This is a genomic window from Pseudomonas hefeiensis, assembly GCF_030687835.1.
GTDB lineage: Bacteria > Pseudomonadota > Gammaproteobacteria > Pseudomonadales > Pseudomonadaceae > Aquipseudomonas > Aquipseudomonas hefeiensis.
This window is the reverse complement of record NZ_CP117449.1, coordinates 3182781-3204872: the sequence shown is the minus strand read 5'-3', so window position 1 is coordinate 3204872 and position 22092 is coordinate 3182781. Positions and strand designations below refer to the sequence as shown.

The window sequence follows — 22092 nt, the reverse complement described above, 5'->3', positions numbered from 1 at the left end:
TTGCTCGCGAAAACGGCGGATCAGCATGAGGAGATGTTGGATGTGCCGCCGCCTTCGCGAGCAAGCCCACAAGGGATTTGCGTTGAACACCGAATCGGTTAACCCTGAAAAGCCAATGTGGGAGCAAGGCTTGCCCTGCAACATAGAATCTCCCACAGGATCAGGTGCAAACGCTTTACTAAGGTTTGACTCAAGCCTGCGCCTGACCGAAGCTTGCGGCATTTCACGCTTCCTGGTTATGGACTACCTGCATGCCCTCGCCTCGCCGCTATCTGTTGCTCAGCCTGTTCGTCCTGGTGGTAATCGGTCTAGTCGCAATGTGGCTACGCAGCACCACGCCGCAAATCCCGGAGGCAATCAAGCGTGGCTACAGTGAAGCACTGGAGCACGCACGCCATGGGCAGCCAGGGGCGGCGCGGATGCTCTATCAACAACTGGGTCGCCCGGACCTGTCGCCCAAACGCCGGGTGTGGTTGCATGCCGAGCTGCCAAACTACCCGAGCCCCCAAGCCCTGAAGCTGGCGGACGCGGATCTGCACAGCGAGTCGCCGGACGTACGTCGGGCGGCCATTGGCAGCATCGGCGGGCTGGTACCCACGGGACAGCGCAGCCTGTTACTGGGGCCGTTGCTCGAAGATCAAGACCCAAGCGTCCGGTTCGCCGCGGTGAACGCGTTGCTGGGCTTGTCGCCGGATGAGCTTGGCTTGTACTTCGGGCCTATGCAGCTTGCCATCGGCCTGTGGGAGCAGATGCTTGAAGACGGTCCTCAAACCGCCGAGTCGCACTATCAACTTGCCCGGCTGCATCTGCACAACGCCGAACTGAAAAAAGCTCAATTGGCGCTGGAACAGGTGTTGCGCCTGCAGCCGGACAACCTGCCGGCGCTGGTCATGCAGATCGAAGTGCTGGACAAACAGGGCCAGGCCGACGCTGCACGTCAATTGCTTGCCCAACAGTTGAAAGCCCAGCCTGAGTCGGCTTATCTGCAACATGCATTGGGCCTGTGGCTGCTGCACCATGGCCAGGCGGAGTACGCGCTGCTTGGTTTGGCAAAAGCGGTGGAGCTTGAGCCCGATAACCGACATTACCGTTATGACCTGGCAACCACCCTGTATGCCGAGCAGGAACTGGAAGCGGCGCAGAAACAGTTGCAGGAAATCGTTCAGCGCTACCCGGCTGATCGCAGGGCGCGAGTGTTGTTGATCAACTACTGGAAGGAGTCCGGGCAGTTGCAGAATGTGCAGATCCTGTTGGCGCAACTGGAGCAACTCAACCCCGATGATCCGGCGCTGCAGCAAGGCCTGTAGGCGTTGCACCGATGCCAGAAAATTAAGCAGTACACCTCGTTTTGTCAACGAAAGCGGAACCGCGATCACGGTGAAAGGTCAAGTGTTCAGGCAGTTCATTTTCAGGCGTACTCCAGCCTGCTGCCCATTTCCCTAGTCATGAGAGGGCTTTTTTTGTCTACATCTAACGAGTTGATCAGCGCTAAAGCCGCCACCGGTATCGAAGGGCTGGATGACATCCTTTCCGGTGGCTTGTCCCGCGGCCATGTGTTCCTGCTGGAAGGGGAACCCGGGACCGGCAAGACCACGGTCGCGTTGCAATTCCTCTTGGCCGGCGCCAAGGCCGGCGAACGCTCGTTGTACATCACGCTGTCGGAAACCGAGCGTGAGCTGCGCCAGGGCGCGGCGTCCCACGGCTGGACGATCAATGAAAACGTGCATATTTTCGAGTTGACCCCTCCCGAAAGCCTGCTCAACGCCGAGCATCAGCAAAGCCTGTTGTACTCCTCGGACCTGGAGTTGGGGGAAGCGACCCGGCAGATTTTCGAAGTGGTCGAACGGGTCAAACCGACCCGGGTGGTGCTCGACAGCTTGTCGGAGATCCGCCTCCTGGCGCAAAGCTCCCTGCGCTATCGCCGCCAGATTTTGGCGATCAAGCATTATTTTGTGCGCTACGACGCCACGGTGCTGTTGCTCGATGACCTGACCACCGAATCCCTGGACAAGACCGTACACAGCGTGGCTCATGGGGTGGTTCGCCTGGAAGAACTGACGCCCAATTATGGCGCCGAGCGGCGACGCATCCGGGTGGTCAAGTATCGCGGGCAGAAATACCGTGGTGGCTTTCACGACTTCACCATCATGGGCGACGGCATTCATGTCTTCCCGCGCCTGGTGGCGGCCGAACATCGTGGACAATACCTGCGTCAGCAACTGTCCAGCGGCCTGGATGGCGTGGACGCCTTGCTCGGCGGTGGCATCGAGACTGGCTCCAGTACCTTGATCCTGGGACCCGCCGGCACCGGCAAGTCGCTGATTTCGATGATTTTCGCTGCGGCTGCCGTGCAGCGTGGCGAAAAAGCCGCGCTGTTCATCTTCGATGAAGAATTGGGCCCTGCTGTTTGAACGCATGAGGAACGTCGGTATCGACCTGGAAGCACTGAGGCAGACCGGCAACCTGGTGATCGAACAGGTGGACGCCGCTGAACTGTCTCCCGGTGAATTCTCGCATCGGGTACGCCGTTGCGTCGATGAAGGTAACATCAAGACCGTCGTGATCGACAGCATCAATGGTTACCAAGCCGCCATGCCGGAAGAAAACGCCCTGGTACTGCACGTACATGAGCTGCTGCTCTACCTGAACCGCAGGGGTGCTGCGACCTTCATGACCGTCGCGCAACATGGTCTGGTGGGCGACATGCAGGCTCCGGTGGACATTACCTACCTGGCCGACACGGTGATTCTGTTGCGTTACTTCGAAGCGCTGGGCAAAGTTCGCCGAGCGATTTCCATCATCAAGAAACGCACCGGCAGCCATGAATCCACTATTCGCGAATACCGCATCGGTAGCCAGGGCATGACCATTGGCGAGCCGCTGGAAGCGTTCCAGGGTGTATTGCGTGGGGTGCCGAACTACATGGGAGCGGATAACCCGTTGCTCAAGGATGACCAACAGTGACGTTGGTCGAGCCCCTGTCGGAACGGGCGTTGATCCTCGCGCCGCTGGGGCGCGACAGCCAGGTCGCCCTGATGATCCTGCGCGAAGCCGGCTTCGGCGGCCTCATCTGCCAGCATCTGGGCCACCTGTGCGAAGAGCTTGAGCACGGCGCCGGCCTGTTGGTCATTTCTTCCGAAGCCCTGGTCGGGCCGGATCTGGAAACGTTGTTATTACATATCGAAGAGCAACCGGCCTGGTCAGACCTGCCGATTGTATTGTTGACCCACCACGGCGGCCCGGAACAGAATCCGGCGGCCCGTATCGGCACCCAGTTGGGCAACGTCACTTTCCTCGAGCGCCCTTTTCACCCGGTCACCCTGGTCAGTGTGGTCACCACTGCCCTGCGTGGTCGTCGCAGACAGTACGAAGCCCGAGACCGGCTCATCGACCTGAGCAACAGCGAACTGCGCCTGCAAACCACCCTTGAGACCCTTGAGCAACAAGTGGAAGAACGCACGGCCCAACTGCGCCACAACGAAGAGGCCTTGCGCCAGTCGCAAAAAATGGAAGCGGTCGGGCAGCTCACCGGCGGCATCGCCCATGACTTCAACAACATGCTCACCGGGATCATCGGCAGCCTCGAACTGCTGCGCCGACGCCTGGCCCGAGGCCGTACCGAGGATCTGGACAGCCTGATCGACCTGGGGGTGACATCGGCCAATCGCGCAGCCGGCCTGACGCACCGTTTGCTGGCCTTCTCCCGGCGACAATCGCTGGACTCAAAAGCGGTGCAGATGAACACCTTGGTGCTGTCCATGGGTGAACTGTTGCAGCGCAGCCTCAGCGAGAGTATTCGGCTGGACATGCAACTGGACGATCAGCTCTGGGTCGCCGAAGCCGACCCGAACCAGCTGGAAAGCGCCCTGCTCAACCTGGTGCTCAACGCCCGGGATGCAATGCCCGAGGGTGGGCAACTGGTGGTCAAGACGTGCAATCAACATCTGGATGCCGACTTTACCGAGGCTTATACCAACCTGGAGCCGGGCGATTACGTCGTGCTGAGTGTCCAGGATTCCGGTTGCGGGATGCCCGAAGCGGTCATCAACCGTGCGTTCGACCCGTTTTTCACCACCAAGCCGATCGGCCAGGGCACCGGGCTGGGGCTGTCGATGATCTATGGGTTCAGCAAGCAGTCGCATGGTCATGTGACGATTAACAGCGAAGTCGACAAAGGCACAACCGTGAGCCTTTATCTGCCGCGCTTCGCGGGTGAAGAGGTACACGAGCCACTGGTCGACACACAGCATGCCCGGTACGCACAGGACGGTGAGACCGTGTTGATCGTCGAGGACGACCCAGCGGTGCGGGTGCTGGTCAGCGCCGTACTGAGCGAACTGGGTTATGCCTTCGTCGAGGCGGCCGATGCTGACAGCGCAGTGCCGATCCTTCAGTCAAGCCAGCGCATAGATCTGCTGATCAGTGACGTGGGCCTGCCAGGCATGAACGGCAGGCAGCTGGCGGAAATCGGCCGGCAGATCCGCCCGGACCTGCGGGTGCTGTTCATCACCGGTTATGCTGAGCATGCAGCGGTGCGCGGCGGCTTTCTTGATTCGGGCATGCAGATGATCACCAAACCGTTCACTTTTGACCTGTTGACGGCCAAGGTGCGGGAAATGATCAAGGTATGAGGCAATAATCATGGATTTTGTGGCAGCAAAGCTTGCTTCCACAAAGTCCCGCCCTCCTTCTACAAACCTACGACAACATCGTCCGCATCATGTCCTGCAACACATCCAGGTCGAACGGTTTGCCCAGGATCGGGGCCTTGCGGGTGATGGGGCTGTCGGTATCGCGCACTTCCTGCGCATAACCGCTGATAAAGATGACTTTCAGGTCGGGGCGCAACCGGACCGCCGGTTCAGCGATCTGCACACCGGTAATACCGCCCGGCAGGCGGAAGTCGGTGATCATCATGTCCAGGTGGGGCTTGCTGGCCAGGATTTCGAAAGCCTGCTCACCGTTTTCGGCCTGCAACACTCGATACCCTTCACCCGACAGGTAAGCCGACAATACCATCAGGATCGACGGATCATCCTCGACGATCAGTACAACGTCTTGCGCATCTTCACTCATGAGAAGCCTTTGTTCGATCAATAGCTGCTGATACGACCGTAGGGTCACTCAGAGGTTGCGTCTGTTCGACGGTTTTGGGCAAGACCGTTTTCTCAAAAGGCAGACAAACGCGAAACAACGCCCCTTCATTGAGGCGGCTATTGACCGTGATAGTACCCCCATGAGCCGTCACAATCTGCTCGGAGATGTACAGCCCCAACCCCAGGCCGGAAGCGACAGCTTTGGATGACACTCGCTCGAACTGCTGGAAGATGCGCTGCTGGTTCTCTTCGCTGATGCCGATACCGTGGTCCTGGACTTCGACGCAAGCATGCTCAGGCGTTTTGTACACGCGCACTTCGATCGGGCTTTTCCCGCCATAACGCAGGGCGTTGGTCAGCAAATTAGACACCACCTGCTCGATCCGGAATTCATCCCAGTGCCCCTCCACCGCCGGCTCGGTTGTGCTGATCAAAGAGCATTCGGCCGCCATGATCTGCGGTTGGAAGTTGCGTAGCAGATTTTCCACCAGCGCCGTCAGGTTCAAGCGGCTCGGGCGGATCGACAATTTGCCGGTGCGAATCCGCGACACATCGAGCATGTCTTCGATCAGCCGGATCAGACTCTTGATCTGACGCTCATCGCGTTCGACCATTGCCCGCACCTTGTCCAGGCTGAAGGCCGCTGCGTTGTCCCGGGCCAGGTGCATCTTGCGCAACTGCGTCTCAAGAATCAGGCCATTGAGAGGCGTGCGGACCTCGTGGGCGACGATGGACATGAAGTCATCGCGCATACGAACCGCTTGTTCCAACTCACCGCGAGTGGCCTGCAACTGCTGCAACAAGGCCTCCTGCTCGCGGCGACTCTCCTGCAATGCGATGACCTGTTCCTTCATCGCCTTTCTTTGGCGATACAGCTCGACAAACACATTGACCTTGCTTTTGACGGCGTGGTTGTCCAGCGGTTTGTGCAGGAAATCCACCGCGCCACTTTCATAGCCGGTGAAGGCATAGTTGCGTTCGCGGCCTGCGGCGCTGACAAAGATGATAGGAATGCTGCGGGTCTTCTCCGTGCCGCGCATCAGCTCGGCCAGTTCAAACCCGTTCATTCCCGGCATCTGCACATCGATGATGGCCAGGGCAAAGTCGTGTTGCAGCAGCAAAGACAGCGCCTCATCGGCCGACAGGGCTTTGAAAACCTGGCGATCGTCAAGCTTGATCAGCGCTTCCAGGGCCAACAGATTCTCCGGCAGATCATCGACGATCAGCAGTTTGGCTTGAATATCTCTTGGCATGTAGTTCATTCCAGCGCGGCCAATAATTGGCCGATGCCTTGCAAAGTAAGAATATGGTCGGGCTCGTGCAGGGCAAGCGCTGCTTCGGGCATGGTCGAAACCTGGGCTTCGTCAGGGTCCTGGACCACGGTGATTCCGCCCAGCTCCCTGACCCTGGCCAGCCCCCGGGCGCCGTCGTTGTTGGCGCCGGTCAGCACTACCGCCAGCAGGTTCGGACCGAAGACATCGGCGGCGGATTCGAACAGCACGTCAATGGACGGTCGCGAATGGTGCACCGGGTCCTCCAGGCTCAATGACAGGCTGCGATCAGCTTCGACCGACAGGTGATAGCCGGGCGAGGCAACGTATAAGGTGCCTGGCTGGATATCCTGCTTGTCCTGAGCCTCCCGCACCGGTACCGCAAGACGGTGGTTGAAAACACTGGCCATCTGGCTGTCGCGCTCGTCGGGCAGATGCAGCACCACCAGGATGGGCACGCCGAAGCCCTTGCGCAGTTGCCCAAAGACCTTGAGCAGCGCTTCGACGCCGCCAGCGGACGCCCCGACGACAATGGCTTCGATAGGGGCTCTGGATCTGTTGGTCATCTGGCTCATAATTTGCGATAGATCCGTTCCTGTTTGACCAACGGTTCGAATTGCTTGCCAAAGGACGAAAAATCCAGCGTCTCTTTGCTACCCAGCACCAGGAAGCCACGGTGACAAAGGGACTCATGGAACAGTCCAAATGCACGATCTTGCAATTTTTTGTTGAAGTAAATAAGTACGTTACGGCAGGAAATTAACTGAGTTTCTGAAAATACACTGTCGGTCGCCAGACTGTGGTCGGCAAAAGTCACATTCTCGCGCAGGGTTTTGTCGAACATCGCGTAATCGTAGGCAGCGGTGTAGTAATCGGCAAATGACCGTCTGCCTCCGGCGCGCTGGTAGTTTTGGGTGTAGGCGCGCACGTTTTCAAGGGAAAAGATGCCCTGCTTGGCTTTTTCCAAAGAGCGTGGATTGATGTCGGTTGCATAAATGAGCGTGCGGTCCAGCAGGCCCTCTTCGCGCAGTAGAATCGCCATGGAGTAGACCTCCTCTCCGGTACTGCAACCGGCGATCCAGATCTTTATCGAAGGGTAGGTCTTGAGCAGTGGCACCACTTCTTCGCGAATCGCCAGGAAATGCGATGGGTCGCGAAACATCTCGCTGACGGGGATCGTCAGCAATTGCAGCAATTGCATGAACATGCCCGGGTCATGCAGCACGCGCTCCTGCAATGCCGAGATGGTCTTGCACTCGAACTGGCTCAGCGCGTGCTGGACCCGGCGCTTGATGGAGGCGCCGGAATAGTCCCGAAAATCATAGCTGTACTTGAGGTAGATCGCGTCGATCAACAAACGAAGTTCAATGTCAGTGTCTCGGTCCACTAAATTCTTTCCATATTCGGCAACCACACGCGAATCAGCGAGAACAGACGATCCAGGTCGATGGGCTTGGCCAGGTAATCGTTGGAACCGGCCGCAAGGCAGCGCTCCTGATCATCCTTCATGGCTTTGGCCGTCACGGCAATAATGGGCAGTTTGCGCCAGCGTGGGTCCTTGCGGATCAGCGCGGTGGCTTCGAAACCGTCCATCTCTGGCATCATCACATCCATCAGCACCAGGTCGATGTCGTCGACTTCGTTCAGACGCTCGATCGCCTCATAGCCGTTACGGCCGATGACGACGATCGCTCCCTTGGCCTCCAGGGCGCTGGTCAGGGCGAAAATGTTGCGCACATCATCGTCCACCAGCAGCACTTTGCGGCCCTCGAAAACCTTGTCACGGCTGCGGGCGGTTCTGAGCATCCGCTGCCGTTCATGGGACAACCGGGATTCGACTTTGTGCAGAAAAAGTGTGACCTCGTCCAGCAACCGCTCCGGCGAGCGGGCCCCCTTGATGATGATCGAGCGCGAATACTTGCGCAGTTCGGCCTCTTCATCGCGGGTCAGGTTACGTCCGGTGTAGACAATCACAGGCGGAAACGAACAGATCTCTTCGGTGGACATGCGTTTGAGCAGGTCATTGCCCAGCATGTCAGGCAGCTTCAGGTCGATGATCATGCAGTCGTAGACGTTGGTGCGCAGCAGATCCAGGGCTTGTTGGGCCAGGCCGACAGCAGTGATCTCGATGTCATCGTCGCCGATCAGGCGAGTGATGCTGTCGCGTTGCAAGTCATCGTCCTCCACCAGCAACACCCGCTTGACCTTCTGGGTCAGCTTGGCTTCCAGGCGGGCGAACACCTCCTTGAGTTCTTCGCGAGTGGCCGGTTTGACCGCATAGCCGACGGCGCCCATGTGCATCGCAGCTTCGACACGGTCCTCAACGGAAATCACGTGCACCGGGATGTGCCGGGTTCCAGGTTGCTCCTTGAGCCGCTGCAACACCGTCAGCCCGGAGTGATCCGGCAGGCGCATGTCCAGCAGAATGGCATCGGGAATCAGCTGCGAGGCCAGGTCGAAGCCTTCATCGGCACCTTGGGCCACCAGGCACTGGTAACCGAGTTCGTGGGCCAGATCGAAAAGAATCCGGGCAAAGCTTGGCTCGTCTTCGATCACCAGAATGCAGCGGCTGCTGAATGGCGCGTTATTGCGATCATCGGGAAACTGGGTGATGGGCGCATCGACCTGGGCGATCAGCGGCGCAGGCGCAGGTTCAGGCGCAGCACGTACCGGCAGTGTGGCCGCCGGAGTGAGTCCCGTCGGTTCTGCCAGCGTTTCACCCGGTTCGATATAGCGCTCAGGCAATACCAGCGTAAACACACTGCCCTGCCCTGGCTCGCTGGAGACAGAGATTGAGCCGCCCAGTAAGGCCGCCAGGTCGCGGGAGATCGACAGTCCCAAGCCGGTGCCGCCATAACGGCGGTTGGTGGTGCCATCGGCCTGGCGGAAAGCTTCAAAGATGCTTTGTTGCTGATCGGCGGCGATGCCGATCCCCGAGTCTTGCACCGTGAAGGCGATGCCCGCCCCCGGCTGGCCGGCCACCGACAGGCAAACAGTGCCTTGTTCGGTGAACTTCACCGCGTTGGACAGCAGGTTCTTGAGCACCTGTTCCAGCCGCTGGCGGTCGGTATACAGCATGGCCGGCGCGTCAGGCAGCACTTGCACCTCGAAGCTCAGGCCCTTTTCCGCCGCCAGAGGCCTGAACAGGTCGCGTAACCCTTCCACCAGGCGCGACACCCCGGTGTTTTCCGGGCGCACTTCCAGCTTCCCGGCTTCGACTTTGGAAATGTCAAGAATGTCATTGATCAGGTTCAGCAAGTCGTTGCCGGCGCTATAGATCGACTCGGCAAATTTCACCTGTTCCTCGCTAAGGTTCTGTTGCGGGTTCTCCGCCAGCAGTTTGGAGAGGATCAGCGAGCTGTTGAGCGGCGTGCGCAGCTCATGGGACATGTTCGCCAGGAACTCGGACTTGTATTTGCTCGAACGTTGCAACTCCTCGGCGCGTTCCTGTAACTGGATCTGCGCCAGGTTCAGCTCACTGTTCTTCTGGTCCATGACATCGCGTTGTTCAGCCAGTTGCTCGTTGGTCTGCTCCAGTTCCTGTTGTTGGGCTTCCAGATGAGCCTGGGATTCCTTGAGGATACGCGACTGTTCTTCCAGCTCTTCGTTGGCCGTCTTGAGCTCCTCCTGCTGAACTTGCAACTCTTCGTTCAGCTGTTGGGTTTCGGCCAGGACTTCCTGCAAGCGCTGTCGATAGCGAGCCGCCTCGATGGAGGTGCCGATGTTGCCGGCCACCAGTTCCAGCAGCTCGATATCACGGTCGGTCAACGGTCGCAGGAAGCCCAGTTCGATAACGCCGTTGATCCGGTCATCGTCGCTGGTCGGCATCACCACTACGCTGTTGGGCAAACCCTGGCCCAGGCCGGAGCTGACTTTCAGGTAGTCGTCGGGCACATCATCCAGGCGGATGAGACGCGCTTGTTGTACGGCCTGCCCGGCAATGCCTTCGCCGACGACGATCACCTGCTGGTGTTCGTCGTCTTCCCGGGACATGCCATAGGTGGCGACACGTCTGAGCAGACCGCTTTCTTCCCGTGCATAAAGCGCCGCAACCACTGCTCCCATATATTGGGCGAAAAACTGCAGGATGTTGCGACCCAGCAGGTTCAATGTCAGTTGTCCCAGGACCTGTTCGGCCAGCTGCGTCTGGCCGTTGCGCAGCCAGGCCTGTTTTTCCAAGTGCAAAGCGCTCTGCTGCTGGACCTTCAGGCTGGCGCTGTAGTTGGTGGACAAGCCCAACAGATCCCGGCGCCCGACATAGGCCAGCAACCCGCTGACGGCGGCGACGAACAACAGATACAGAGCGATGCTCCAGAGGGTGGTGGTGCGCACTTGCTCGTTGCGCTCGGCACGCAGTTGCTGTTCGGTCTCGACGATATCCTCGTAGGTCTTACGTATTTCATCGGTCAAGCGCTTGCCGCGCCCGGCCTTTACCGCGCCCCGGTAATCGCCGCTGTTGCGCTGCATGTTGATCATGTCCTGGGCGTAATTGGCCCATTCCACCTGGAGCGCTTGTACCTTGCGCAGCCGGTCAACCTGGACGGGGTTGTCAGCTGTCAATTCCAGCAATGTGTCCAGAGCGACGGCGATACGCGGCTTGGCAACTTCATAGGGGTCTAGAAAGTGCTCGTCGCCAGTCAAGAGGTATCCGCGCATGCCGGTTTCCAGGTCCACGCTCAGCTTGAGCGCTTCGTTGGCGTTATTGATCACCCGGTCGGTATGCCCGACCCATTGGATGACCGACAACAGATAGGTGATCAGCACGATGAAAAACACGGCGCTAAGGGCGCCGATGCCCAGGGGCAGGCTGATATTGCGGCTCAGGAGCTTACGAAAACTTTGCTCGTCAACCGAAGACGAAGGAGTCATGGAATAAGCCTTGGTGGACAGTTGAAAACCGTGGAGTTTGCCGAAAAACACCGGTTGGATCCACATTCTGACGAGTCAAAGGCGCAAACTCCACGAAAAGCCTGAGGCAGCGACGATCCTTGTCAGCTCTTGTACTATAGATCCTTTCTTGTACAACCCTGGGAACTTGTGCCGCCTCGCCACTTACTCATGCATAAGGCCGCTTTTTTCGGCGCGTCCTCCCAACCCAATACACCGAGAATGTCTACCATGCACAACCCCGCTCCTGATACCCAGCCGACCATTCTGGTAGTCGAAGACGACGACATCGTGCGCATGTTGATTGTCGACGTGCTGGAAGAGCTGGAATACCAGGTACTGGAAGCGGACGGCTGCGAACAGGCCCTGGCGTATCTGAGCGATGATGCGCAGCCCATCGCCCTGATGATGACCGATGTCGGCCTGCCGGTGATGGACGGTCGCGAGCTGGCCAAGCAGGCCCGATCGGCTCGGCCTCAGCTGCCCATTCTGTTTGCCAGCGGGTATGCCGAAAGCATTGATGTGCCTGAAGGCATGGCGGTGATTGGTAAGCCTTTTTCCATCGATCAGTTGCGCGATAAGGTCAACGGCATTCTTTCTTGAGCCGGACGGGATTGTTGGTCACTATCGGCGCCCCGCGCTGATAGCGCCCACGTCGATTCATTCCAAGGAAGCACCTGCTCATGCGTCAACCCACCGCCACCAAGGTTCTGGTTATCGGCTATGTCTGGCCCGAGCCGCGTTCATCGGCTGCCAGCGGGCACGTCATGCAGATCCTGGAAGCCTTTCTCGGGCAAGGCTGGGACATCACCTTCAGCAGCCCCGCGGGCCCTGGCGAGAACCGTGCCGACCTGATCGCGCTGGGCATCCGCGAAGTGCCGATCGAACTCAACAGCAGCAGCTTCGACGCATTCATCGCTGAGCTGGCCCCGGATATCGTGTTGTTCGACCAGTTCATGATGGAAGAACAGTTCGGCTGGCGGGTCGAGAAACACTGCCCCGGCGCCCTTCGGGTGCTGGAGACGTCCGATTTGCAAAGCCTGCGCCATGCCCGGCATCAGCGGCTCAAGGATCGTTTGAAGGACGATGGCGTTTCCCAGGATTTCAGCGATCTGTTTGCACAGGACTTGCCTCAGGCGTTCGAGTTGATGGCTAACACCGACCTGGCCAAGCGGGAAATCGCTGCCCTGTATCGATGCGACCTGAACCTGATGGTGTCCGAAGTCGAGATCGAGCTGCTGGTGGAACATTTCAAACTGCCCCGCAACCTCTTGCATTGGTGCCCGCTGATGTTGGACCTGCCGAGCGAAGCGCGCGTGCCGTTCGAGGATCGGGCGCACTTCCTGAGCATCGGCAACTTCCGTCACGCGCCGAATTGGGACGCCGTGCTCTGGATGAAAAACGCCATTTGGCCACTGATCCGCCAACAGCTGCCGGGCGCACAACTGCATCTGTATGGCGCCTACACCCCACCCAAGGCAACGGCGTTGCACAACCCGGCCCAAGGGTTTCACATCATGAACTGGGCCGAAGACGCTCTGCAGGTCATGTCGCAGGCACGTGTCTGTCTGGCGCCGCTACGTTTCGGTGCCGGCATCAAGGGCAAGCTGATCGATGCCATGCTGTGCGGCACACCCAATGTCACCACGCCCATCGGCGCAGAGGCCATGCACGGTGAAATGCCCTGGCCCGGATCGATTGACCAAAGCGCCGAAGATATCGCCCGCGCCGCTGTGCAGTTGTACAGCGACCAGAGCCTTTGGACCCGTGCCCGCGATAACGGCCTGGCGCTGCTGGCGGACCGTTACCGTCGGCAGGTCCATGGCCCGGCGCTGATTGATTGCCTCGATGCCTGTCGCGGCGACCTTGCGCAACGGCGCCGGGACAACTTCACCGGCAGTATGTTGCGTCACCACCAACACAAGAGCACTCAATACATGTCCCAGTGGATTGAGGAGAAGAACCGCAACAGCCAGGCAGGAAGCGTTCCGGGGTAGCACCCGTGCGGCGAAGGGGGCATTATCCAGAGGCAATAACAATAAAAGCGCCAGGCCATGACCCGAACTGCAAGAGTCACCGACCCCTCCTACGAGTTGATGGACGACCATAACGGGCTGTCCATCATCTATCGCCAGCACGGCTTCCCGTGCCCGCTGGTGCGCTGGCATTTCCATAAGGAATACGAGTTGCACCTGATCGTCGCCAGCTCCGGCAAGGTGTTCATCGGTGACTACATCGGCAACTTTTACCCGCAATCGCTGTTTCTTACCGGCCCCAATCTGCCCCACAACTGGATCAGTCAGGTGGCCGAGGACGAAGTGGTGCCCAAGCGTGACATGCTGGTCAATTTTACCGACGAGCTGTTCGAAAGCGGTCATCAGGTATTTGCCGAGCTCAAGACCGTCGCGCCGCTACTGGAGCGCGCCCAGTACGGCATCGAATTTCGCTGCAAGCGCACCATTCGCCAGGCCATGATCCTGATGCAGCGCATCGCCGATTCTCAAGGCATGAGCCGCCTGGGGCATTTTTTCATCCTGATGGAGCTGCTGGCCGCAACCGATGACTATCAGTTGCTCTCCGGGGCTACCGCGGGGCAACCGGCGGACGAGCACAGCATCGACCGTACCAACCGTGCGGTGGATTACATCTTTGCTCATTACGCACGGGAATTGTCCCTGGAAGAAGTGGCCGACCACCTGGGCATGAAGCCCACGTATTTTAGCCGCGTCTTCAAACAGGCCACCGGCCGCTGCTTTATCGAGTTCGTCAATCGCCTGCGTATCAGCAAGTCCTGCGAGTTGTTGGCCGACGGCGACAAACCGGTGACGGATGTGTGTTTTGAATCGGGTTTCAACAACATTTCCAACTTCAACCGGCGCTTCCAGCAGCTCAAGGGCATGACCCCTTCGCATTATCGGCGGCTGGCGGTGCAGCGATTGACCGAGCAGAACCAGGGCTGACAATCCCGGATTATCCCTGTGGCGAGGGGATTTATCCCCACTGTGTGGGAGCAAGGCTTGCCCGCGATGCAAGCACCTCGGTTCTCCGGGAGACCGCGTCATCTTCATCGCGAGCAAGCTTTGCTCCCACATAAATCCTCGCCACAGGTAACCCCTCTCCACACCAAATCCCATCCAGTGCAAAAAAGTATCAGCCAAAGTGCGACGGATGATTTGTCACGCCGTCAATTGAGGGCTGTAATCAGCGCACATTCTTCCCTTCATCCGGAAGACACAAAAACAATAACTGTCCTTCCGCAGCCTTCTTGGCGCGGAAAAGGAGTGCGCGATGAAACCTTCGGTAAAAGCTCTGCTTGTCTCCACCTGCATGACCCTCAGCAGCGTCAGTTTCGGCGCACAGACCCTCACCATAGCCACCGTCAACAACAGCGACATGATCCGCATGCAAAAGCTCTCGAAAACCTTCGAGGCCGAGCACCCGGACATCAAGCTCAATTGGGTGGTGCTCGAAGAAAACGTCCTGCGCCAGCGCCTGACCACCGACATCGCCACCCAGGGCGGACAGTTCGATGTGCTGACCATCGGCATGTACGAAGCTGCACTCTGGGGTGCCAAGGGGTGGCTCGAACCGATGAAGGATCTGCCGGCCAGTTATGCCCTGGATGATATTTTTCCGTCCGTACGTGAAGGCCTGTCGGTCAAGGGCACGCTCTACGCCCTGCCGTTCTACGCCGAAAGCTCAATGACGTACTACCGCACCGACCTGTTCAAGGAGGCTGGCCTGACCATGCCGGAACGGCCGACCTGGGAGCAGATCGGCGATTTCGCGGCCAAGCTGAACAAGCCGGATCAGGAACAGTACGGCATCTGCCTGCGGGGCAAGGCCGGTTGGGGTGAGAACATGGCGCTGATCACCACCGTGGCCAACGCCTATGGCGCGCGCTGGTTCGATGAACAATGGAAGCCGCAATTCACCAGTCCCGAGTGGAAAAACGCCCTGAACTTCTACGTCAACACCATGAAGCAGTCCGGCCCGCCGGGGGCGTCGAGCAACGGTTTCAACGAAAACCTGGCGCTGTTCAACAGCGGCAAATGTGCGATCTGGGTCGACGCCAGCGTGGCCGGCTCTTTTGTCACTGACAAGAGCCAGAGCAAGGTCAGCGAAGACGTAGGCTTTACCTACGCACCAACACAAGTCACTGATAAGGGCTCGGCGTGGATGTACTCCTGGGCCCTGGCAATCCCGGCCAGCTCCAAAGCCAAGGATGCGGCAAAAACCTTCAGCGCCTGGGCCACCTCCAAGGAATATGGCGCCCTGGTCGCCGAGAAGGATGGCATCGCCAACGTACCACCTGGCACTCGCGCCTCGACGTACAGCGAGGCCTACATGAAAGCAGCGCCGTTTGCCAAGGTGACCCTGGAGTCACTCAAGGCCGCCGACCCGAGCAAACCGACCCTCAAACCCGTGCCGTACATCGGTATCCAGTTGGTGACCATCCCTGAGTTCCAGGCCATTGGCACCCAGGTCGGCAAGCTGTTCTCCGCCGCCCTGATCGGTCAAACCACCGTCGACCAGGCCTTGGCCGCCGCCCAGCAGACCACGGAGCGCGAAATGAAACGCGCCGGGTATCCCAAAAAGTAACTCGCTCCCGCCTTCTGTGGGAGCGGGCTTGCTCGCGAATAGGCCAGTACATCCAACATTAATGTGACTGACAGATCGTTTTCGCGAGCAAGCCCGCTCCCACACTGGATCTTCATAGGCCGCAAAAAATCGGTTCAATGCCATGAATAGTTCAACGACTACCGCCAAAGCACCCAGCGAGATTGTCCCACCGGTTCGCAAAAGCCGCTTGGCCAATCCAGGCTGGTTTCTGGTCAGTCCCTCGGTGGGGTTGCTGCTGCTGTGGATGATCGTGCCATTGGGCATGACCGTCTACTTCTCACTGATCCGCTATAACCTGCTCTACCCCGGTGAGAACGAATTTGTCGGGCTGGAGAACTTCACCTACTTCCTGACCGATTCGGGCTTCGTCCCCGGTGCTACCAACACCCTGCTGTTGGTGGGCAGCGTGTTGCTGATCAGCATCGTGTTCGGGGTGTTGATCAGTGCGCTGCTGGAGGCCAGCGAGTTTTTCGGCCGGGGCATCGTGCGGGTGCTGCTGATTTCACCGTTCTTCATCATGCCCACCGTGGGCGCGCTGATCTGGAAGAACCTGATTTTCCACCCGGTCTCGGGAATCCTCGCCTCAGTGTGGAAGTTGTTCGGCGCGCAGCCGGTGGATTGGCTGGCCCACTACCCGCTGTTGTCGATCATCATCATCGTGTCCTGGCAATGGTTGCCCTTCGCGATTCTGATCCTGATGACGGCCATGCAGTCCCTGGATCAGGAACAGAAAGAAGCCGCCCGCCTGGATGGCGCTGGCCCCATCGCGATTTTCTGGCACCTGACCCTGCCCCATCTGGCCCGCCCGATTGCGGTGGTACTGATGATCGAAACCATTTTCCTGCTGTCGGTGTTCGCCGAGATTTTCACCACCACCAACGGCGGCCCCGGCTACGCCTCGACCAACCTCGCCTACCTGATCTACAACCAGGCGCTGGTGCAGTTCGACGTTGGCATGGCGTCGGCCGGTGGCCTGATTGCCGTGGTGATTGCCAATATCGCCGCCATCATCCTGGTCCGGATGATCGGCAAAAACCTCACCGACAAGAACTGAGGCCGCAGCCATGACACTTCAACAATCCCGTCGCCTGCAAAGCCTGCTGCTGGGTACGCTGGCCTGGGCCATCGCGATCCTGATCTTTTTCCCGATCTTCTGGATGGTGCTGACCAGTTTCAAGACCGAAATCGACGCGTTCGCCACGCCGCCGCAGTTCATCTTCGCGCCGACACTGGAGAACTACCTGCACATCAACGAGCGCAGCAACTACTTCAGCTTCGCCTGGAACTCGGTGGTGATTTCCTTCAGCGCCACCGCCCTGTGCCTACTGATTGCGGTGCCGGCGGCCTACTCCATGGCGTTCTACGAAACCCAACGCACCAAAGGCACGTTGCTGTGGATGCTCTCCACCAAAATGCTGCCGCCGGTGGGCGTGCTGATGCCGATCTACCTGCTGGCCAAGAGCTTTGGCCTGCTGGACACACGGACTGCGTTGATCATCATCTACACGCTGATCAACCTGCCCATCGTGGTCTGGATGATTTACACCTACTTCAAGGACATCCCCCGCGACATCCTTGAAGCCGCGCGCCTGGACGGTGCCACGCTGTGGCAGGAAATGGTTCGTGTCCTGCTGCCCATCGCCAAAGGTGGCCTGGCCTCCACTGTGCTGCTGTCGCTGATCCTGTGCTGGAACGAGGCGTTCTGGTCGCTGAACCTCACCTCGTCCAAAGCCGCGCCACTGACAGCCCTGATCGCCTCCTACTCCAGCCCCGAAGGCTTGTTCTGGGCCAAGTTGTCCGCCGTTTCGACCCTGGCCTGCGCGCCGATCCTGATTTTTGGCTGGATCAGCCAGAAACAGCTGGTGCGCGGTTTGTCCTTCGGCGCCGTGAAATAACGCGCCTTACACAATTATCAGAAGTGGAGGCCCATCATCATGGCCAACCTGAAAATCAAGAATCTGCAAAAAGGTTTCGAAGGTTTCTCCATCATCAAGGGCATCGACCTTGAGGTGAACGACCGCGAGTTCGTGGTCTTTGTCGGCCCGTCGGGTTGCGGCAAGTCCACGCTGCTGCGGCTGATCGCCGGCCTGGAAGAAGTCAGCGACGGCACCATCGAACTGGACGGTCGGGACATCACCGAGGTCAGCCCGGCCAAGCGCGACCTGGCGATGGTGTTCCAGACCTACGCGCTTTACCCGCACATGAGCGTGCGCAAGAACATGTCCTTCGCCCTGGATCTGGCCGGTGTGCCCAAGGCCGAAGTCGAGAAGAAGGTCAACGAAGCGGCCCGCATCCTCGAACTGGGGCCAATGCTTGAGCGCAAGCCCAAGCAGTTGTCCGGCGGACAGCGTCAGCGGGTGGCGATCGGTCGGGCTATCGTGCGCAACCCGAAGATTTTCCTGTTCGACGAACCGCTGTCCAACCTCGACGCCGCCCTGCGAGTGCAGATGCGCCTGGAGCTGGCGCGGCTGCACAAGGAGCTGCAGGCGACGATGATCTACGTCACCCATGATCAGGTCGAGGCCATGACCCTGGCCGACAAGGTGGTGGTGCTCAACAGCGGGCGCGTGGAACAGGTCGGCTCGCCGCTGGAGCTGTATCACCAGCCGGCCAACCTGTTTGTCGCCGGGTTCCTTGGTACGCCGAAAATGGGCTTTCTAAAAGGCAAAGTCACACAACTGGAAAACCAGGGCTGTGAGGTCCTGCTGGACGCCGGCACGCGTATCAGCCTGCCTCTGAGCGGGGCCAGCCTGAGCGTCGGCGGCGCGGTGACCCTGGGGATTCGCCCGGAGCACTTGAACCTGGCACAAGCGGGCGATTGCACGCTGCAAGTCACCGCCGATGTCAGCGAGCGCCTGGGCAGCGACACCTTCTGTCACGTCGTGACCGCCTCCGGCGAAGCGTTGACCATGCGCGTGCGCGGCGACCTGGCGAGCCGTTTCGGTGAGCAACTGAACCTGCACCTGGATGCTGAACACTGCCACTTATTCGATGCCGAGGGCGTGGCGGTCACCCGTGCGCTGCGCATCGCCGCCTGATTGCCGAGACTTGTGATGAAACTCAATCGACAGAACCTGCACAACCTCAGCCCTGAGGTCGCTCTGCCCGCTTATTCCTTGAGCGAGATCAGCCAGGGCATCGCCCACATCGGCGTCGGCGGCTTCCACCGCGCACACCAGGCTTACTACACCGATGCGCTGATGAACACCGGCGCCGACCTGGACTGGGCCATCTGCGGCGTGGGCTTGCGCGCCGAAGATCGCCGCGCCCGGGATGACCTGGCCAGCCAGGACTACCTGTTTACCCTGTACGAGCTGGGGGATACCGATGACACCGAAGTCCGGGTGATCGGGGCCATCAATGACATGCTGCTGGCCGAAGACGGCGCCCAGATCCTGATCGACAAACTGGCCGACCCGCAAATCCGCATCGTTTCGCTGACCATCACCGAGGGCGGCTATTGCATCGACGACAGCAACGGCGAGTTCATGGCCCACCTGCCGCAAATCCAGCACGACCTGGCCCATCCGGATGAACCGAAAACCGTCTTCGGTTTCCTCTGTGCCGCCCTGGCCAGGCGCCGCGCCGCTGGCACCCCGGCATTCACCCTGATGTCCTGCGATAACCTGCCGCATAACGGCGCCGTGACCCGCAAAGCGCTGCTGGCATTCGCCGCCTTGCGCGACGCTGAGTTGGGGCAATGGATCGACCGCCACGTGAGCTTCCCCAACGCCATGGTTGACCGCATCACCCCCATGACCAGCGTCGCCCACCGGCTGCAACTGCATGACGAGCATGGGGTCGACGATGCCTGGCCGGTGGTCTGCGAGCCGTTCGTGCAATGGGTACTGGAAGACAAGTTCGTCAACGGTCGCCCGGCCTGGGAAAAGGTTGGTGTGCAGTTCACCGATGACGTGTCGCCCTATGAAGAAATGAAAATCAAGCTGCTCAACGGCAGTCACCTGGCGCTGACCTACCTGGGTTTTCTCAAGGGTTATCGCTTCGTCCACGAAACCATGAACGACCCGTTGTTCGTGCGTTACATGCGTGCCTACATGGACCTGGACGTGACCCCGCAACTGGCACCGGTACCGGGGATCGACCTGACCGACTACAAAAACACCCTGGTAGAGCGCTTTTCCAACCAGGCGATTGCCGACCAGTTGGAGCGGGTGTGTTCGGACGGCTCGTCGAAGTTTCCCAAATTCACCGTGCCGACGATCAACCGTTTGATTGCCGACGGCGGCGAAACCCGCCGCGCGGCGCTGGTGGTAGCGGCCTGGGCTGTGTATTTGAAAGGCCTGGACGAAAATGGCGTGAGCTACTCGATCCCGGACCCGCGGGCGGCGTTCTGCCAGGCGCTGGTGGCCGACGATGCGCTGGTGACCCAGCGGATGCTGGAGGTCGAAGAGATTTTTGGCACCGCCATCCCCAATTCGCCAGAGTTCGTGGCAGCATTTGAGTGGTGCTGCAACAGCTTGCGCGAGCACGGGGTAACGCGGACGCTTGAGCGGGTGTTGGCTGACGCGGACTAAACTGCGCACCCGATCCGCTTCTGTGGCGAGGGGATTTATCCCCGCTGGGACGCGAAGCGTCCCCCGACATCCTGTCTGATGCACCCCTGTAGCATATACATTTGGGCTGCTTCGCAGCCCAGCTGGGATAAATCCCCTCGCCACATGTTCTGTGTCAACGGTTCCTAACCCAAGGATTTTTATGGCAAACCAACAATTGTTCCTGGGCATCGACTGCGGCACCCAAGGCACCAAGGCGTTGATCCTGGACGCAACCAGCGGTCAAGTCCTGGGACACGGCGCTGCTGCCCACACCATGATCAGCGGCACTGACGGGCGACGCGAGCAAGATACCGCGCAATGGCTGGACGCGTTCACCCAGGCGACCCATCAGGCCCTGGCATCCGCTGGAGTTGATGGCCAGGACATTCTCGGCATCAGTGTCTCCGGACAGCAGCATGGCCTGGTACTGCTTGATGACCAAGGCCAGGTCCTGCGGCCAGCCAAGTTGTGGTGTGACACCGAAAGCACCCCGCAAAACGATCGTCTGCTGGCCCACCTGGGGGGCGAAAGCGGCTCTCTGGAACGCTTGGGCGTGGTCATCGCACCCGGCTACACGGTTTCCAAACTGCTGTGGACCCGTGAGCACTACCCACAGCTATTCAACCGCATCGCCAGCATCCTGTTGCCCCACGACTTTCTCAATCACTGGCTCACCGGCCGCCATTGCAGCGAATACGGCGACGCCTCGGGAACCGGCTATTTCAACGTCCGTACCCGTCAATGGGACGTGCGCTTGCTGCAACACATCGATCCCGATGGCCGGCTGCAGTCGGCATTGCCGGAGCTGATCGAGGCCCATCAGCCGGTCGGGCGGATCCTGCCGGCCGTCGCCGCACATCTGGGCATCAACCCCGACGCGGGGGTGGCAAGCGGGGGTGGCGACAACATGATGGGCGCCATCGGCACCGGCAACATCCAGCCCGGGGTGATCACCATGAGCCTGGGTTCCTCCGGCACGGTCTACGCCTATGCCGCAGAACCTGCGGTCAGCCCACAGCCGTCGGTGGCAACCTTCTGCTCATCGAGTGGTGGCTGGTTGCCGCTGATCTGCACCATGAACCTGACCAACGCCACCGGGGCCATGCGCGAACTGCTGGAACTGGACATTGAAGCGTTCAACGCCTTGGTCGCAAGGGCGCCGATAGGCGCCGAAGGCGTGTGCATGCTTCCGTTTCTCAACGGTGAGCGGGTTCCCGCCCTGCCCCATGCCACCGGCAGCCTTTTCGGTCTGACCACCACCAACCTGACCCGGGCCAATCTGTGCCGGGCGGTGGTCGAAGGCACAACCTTCGGTTTGCGCTATGGCCTGGACCTGCTGCGCGCCAACGGACTTGAGGCCCAGAGCATCCGCTTGATCGGTGGTGGCTCGAAAAGCCCGATTTGGCGGCAGATCGTCGCCGATATCATGGATACGACGGTCATCTGCACTGAACAGAGCGAAGCGGCCGCCCTGGGCGCGGCGATTCAGGCGGCGTGGTGCCATTCAGGCTCACGGGAAAGCCTGGCCGATCTGTGCGAGCGTTGTGTCAAGCTCGACCCGGCCAGTGAAACGCGGCCTGTTACCGAGCAGGTTGCAGCATCGCAAAAAGCTTATGTCCACTATCAAGAACATGTTGCAAGTCTCTGAGATAAAAGAAT

16 protein-coding genes and 1 pseudogene are annotated in these 22092 nt (G+C 59.6%); 12 read left to right on the top strand and 5 right to left on the bottom strand.

Annotated features, from left to right (window positions below; genetic code table 11):
• Positions 1-251: 251 nt before the first annotated feature.
• The 3 genes and pseudogenes from PSH57_RS14140 (at position 252) to PSH57_RS14130 (ending at position 4631) form a co-directional block, all read left to right on the top strand.
• Positions 252-1307, top strand: a complete 1056-nt coding sequence (locus tag PSH57_RS14140) for a tetratricopeptide repeat protein (protein ID WP_305390213.1) — start codon at positions 252-254, stop codon at positions 1305-1307.
• A 153-nt stretch (positions 1308-1460) separates the two neighbouring features.
• Positions 1461-2964, top strand: a pseudogene (locus PSH57_RS14135) (ATPase domain-containing protein).
• Positions 2961-4631: a response regulator gene (locus tag PSH57_RS14130; RefSeq protein ID WP_305390209.1), complete on the top strand. Its 1671-nt coding sequence runs from the start codon at positions 2961-2963 to the stop codon at positions 4629-4631. Before PSH57_RS14135 ends, PSH57_RS14130 begins: the two are co-directional and overlap by 4 nt.
• Positions 4632-4698: 67 nt before the next feature.
• Here PSH57_RS14130 and PSH57_RS14125 read toward each other — a convergent pair whose 3' ends face one another.
• From PSH57_RS14125 to PSH57_RS14105, 5 genes are read right to left on the bottom strand one after another with little or no spacing between them, the layout of a single operon-like run.
• Positions 4699-5076, bottom strand: coding sequence for a response regulator (locus PSH57_RS14125; protein ID WP_047229102.1), 378 nt, complete (start codon positions 5074-5076; stop codon positions 4699-4701).
• On the bottom strand, positions 5069-6349 hold the full coding sequence (locus PSH57_RS14120) for a hybrid sensor histidine kinase/response regulator (protein ID WP_305390208.1): 1281 nt from the start codon (positions 6347-6349) through the stop codon (positions 5069-5071). The genes PSH57_RS14125 and PSH57_RS14120 overlap by 8 nt, the downstream gene beginning before the upstream one ends.
• A gap of 5 nt (positions 6350-6354) precedes the next feature.
• Positions 6355-6942, bottom strand: coding sequence for a chemotaxis protein CheB (locus PSH57_RS14115; RefSeq protein WP_305390206.1), 588 nt, complete (start codon positions 6940-6942; stop codon positions 6355-6357).
• The gene (locus PSH57_RS14110) at positions 6939-7754 is read right to left on the bottom strand and encodes a CheR family methyltransferase (RefSeq protein WP_305390204.1); all 816 of its coding nucleotides are present in this window, start codon (positions 7752-7754) and stop codon (positions 6939-6941) included. The genes PSH57_RS14115 and PSH57_RS14110 overlap by 4 nt, the downstream gene beginning before the upstream one ends.
• Positions 7754-11236, bottom strand: coding sequence for a response regulator (locus PSH57_RS14105; protein WP_305390202.1), 3483 nt, complete (start codon positions 11234-11236; stop codon positions 7754-7756). The genes PSH57_RS14110 and PSH57_RS14105 overlap by 1 nt, the downstream gene beginning before the upstream one ends.
• A 249-nt stretch (positions 11237-11485) precedes the next feature.
• On the opposite strand from PSH57_RS14105, the gene PSH57_RS14100 reads away from it, so the two are divergent.
• From PSH57_RS14100 to xylB, 9 genes are all read left to right on the top strand, one after another.
• Positions 11486-11857, top strand: a complete 372-nt coding sequence (locus tag PSH57_RS14100; protein ID WP_422766083.1) for a response regulator — start codon at positions 11486-11488, stop codon at positions 11855-11857.
• A gap of 80 nt (positions 11858-11937) precedes the next feature.
• Positions 11938-13251 (top strand): glycosyltransferase, encoded by a 1314-nt coding sequence (locus PSH57_RS14095; protein ID WP_305390200.1) that lies wholly within the window; start codon positions 11938-11940, stop codon positions 13249-13251.
• Between the two features lie 57 nt (positions 13252-13308).
• Positions 13309-14214 carry an AraC family transcriptional regulator gene (locus tag PSH57_RS14090; RefSeq protein WP_305390198.1) on the top strand — a complete coding sequence of 302 codons (906 nt, stop codon included), beginning with the start codon at positions 13309-13311 and terminating at the stop codon, positions 14212-14214.
• Positions 14215-14542: 328 nt separating this feature from the next.
• Positions 14543-15856, top strand: coding sequence for an ABC transporter substrate-binding protein (locus tag PSH57_RS14085; RefSeq protein ID WP_305390196.1), 1314 nt, complete (start codon positions 14543-14545; stop codon positions 15854-15856).
• 142 nt (positions 15857-15998) lie between these two features.
• Positions 15999-16931: a carbohydrate ABC transporter permease gene (locus tag PSH57_RS14080; protein ID WP_305390195.1), complete on the top strand. Its 933-nt coding sequence runs from the start codon at positions 15999-16001 to the stop codon at positions 16929-16931.
• Positions 16932-16941: 10 nt separating this feature from the next.
• Positions 16942-17772: a carbohydrate ABC transporter permease gene (locus tag PSH57_RS14075; RefSeq protein ID WP_173406940.1), complete on the top strand. Its 831-nt coding sequence runs from the start codon at positions 16942-16944 to the stop codon at positions 17770-17772.
• Positions 17773-17811: 39 nt separating this feature from the next.
• Positions 17812-18915 carry an ABC transporter ATP-binding protein gene (locus tag PSH57_RS14070; RefSeq protein WP_305390194.1) on the top strand — a complete coding sequence of 368 codons (1104 nt, stop codon included), beginning with the start codon at positions 17812-17814 and terminating at the stop codon, positions 18913-18915.
• A gap of 15 nt (positions 18916-18930) precedes the next feature.
• Positions 18931-20412, top strand: coding sequence for a mannitol dehydrogenase family protein (locus tag PSH57_RS14065; protein WP_305390193.1), 1482 nt, complete (start codon positions 18931-18933; stop codon positions 20410-20412).
• A gap of 181 nt (positions 20413-20593) precedes the next feature.
• Positions 20594-22081, top strand: coding sequence for a xylulokinase (xylB, locus tag PSH57_RS14060; RefSeq protein WP_305390192.1), 1488 nt, complete (start codon positions 20594-20596; stop codon positions 22079-22081).
• Positions 22082-22092: the final 11 nt, after the last annotated feature.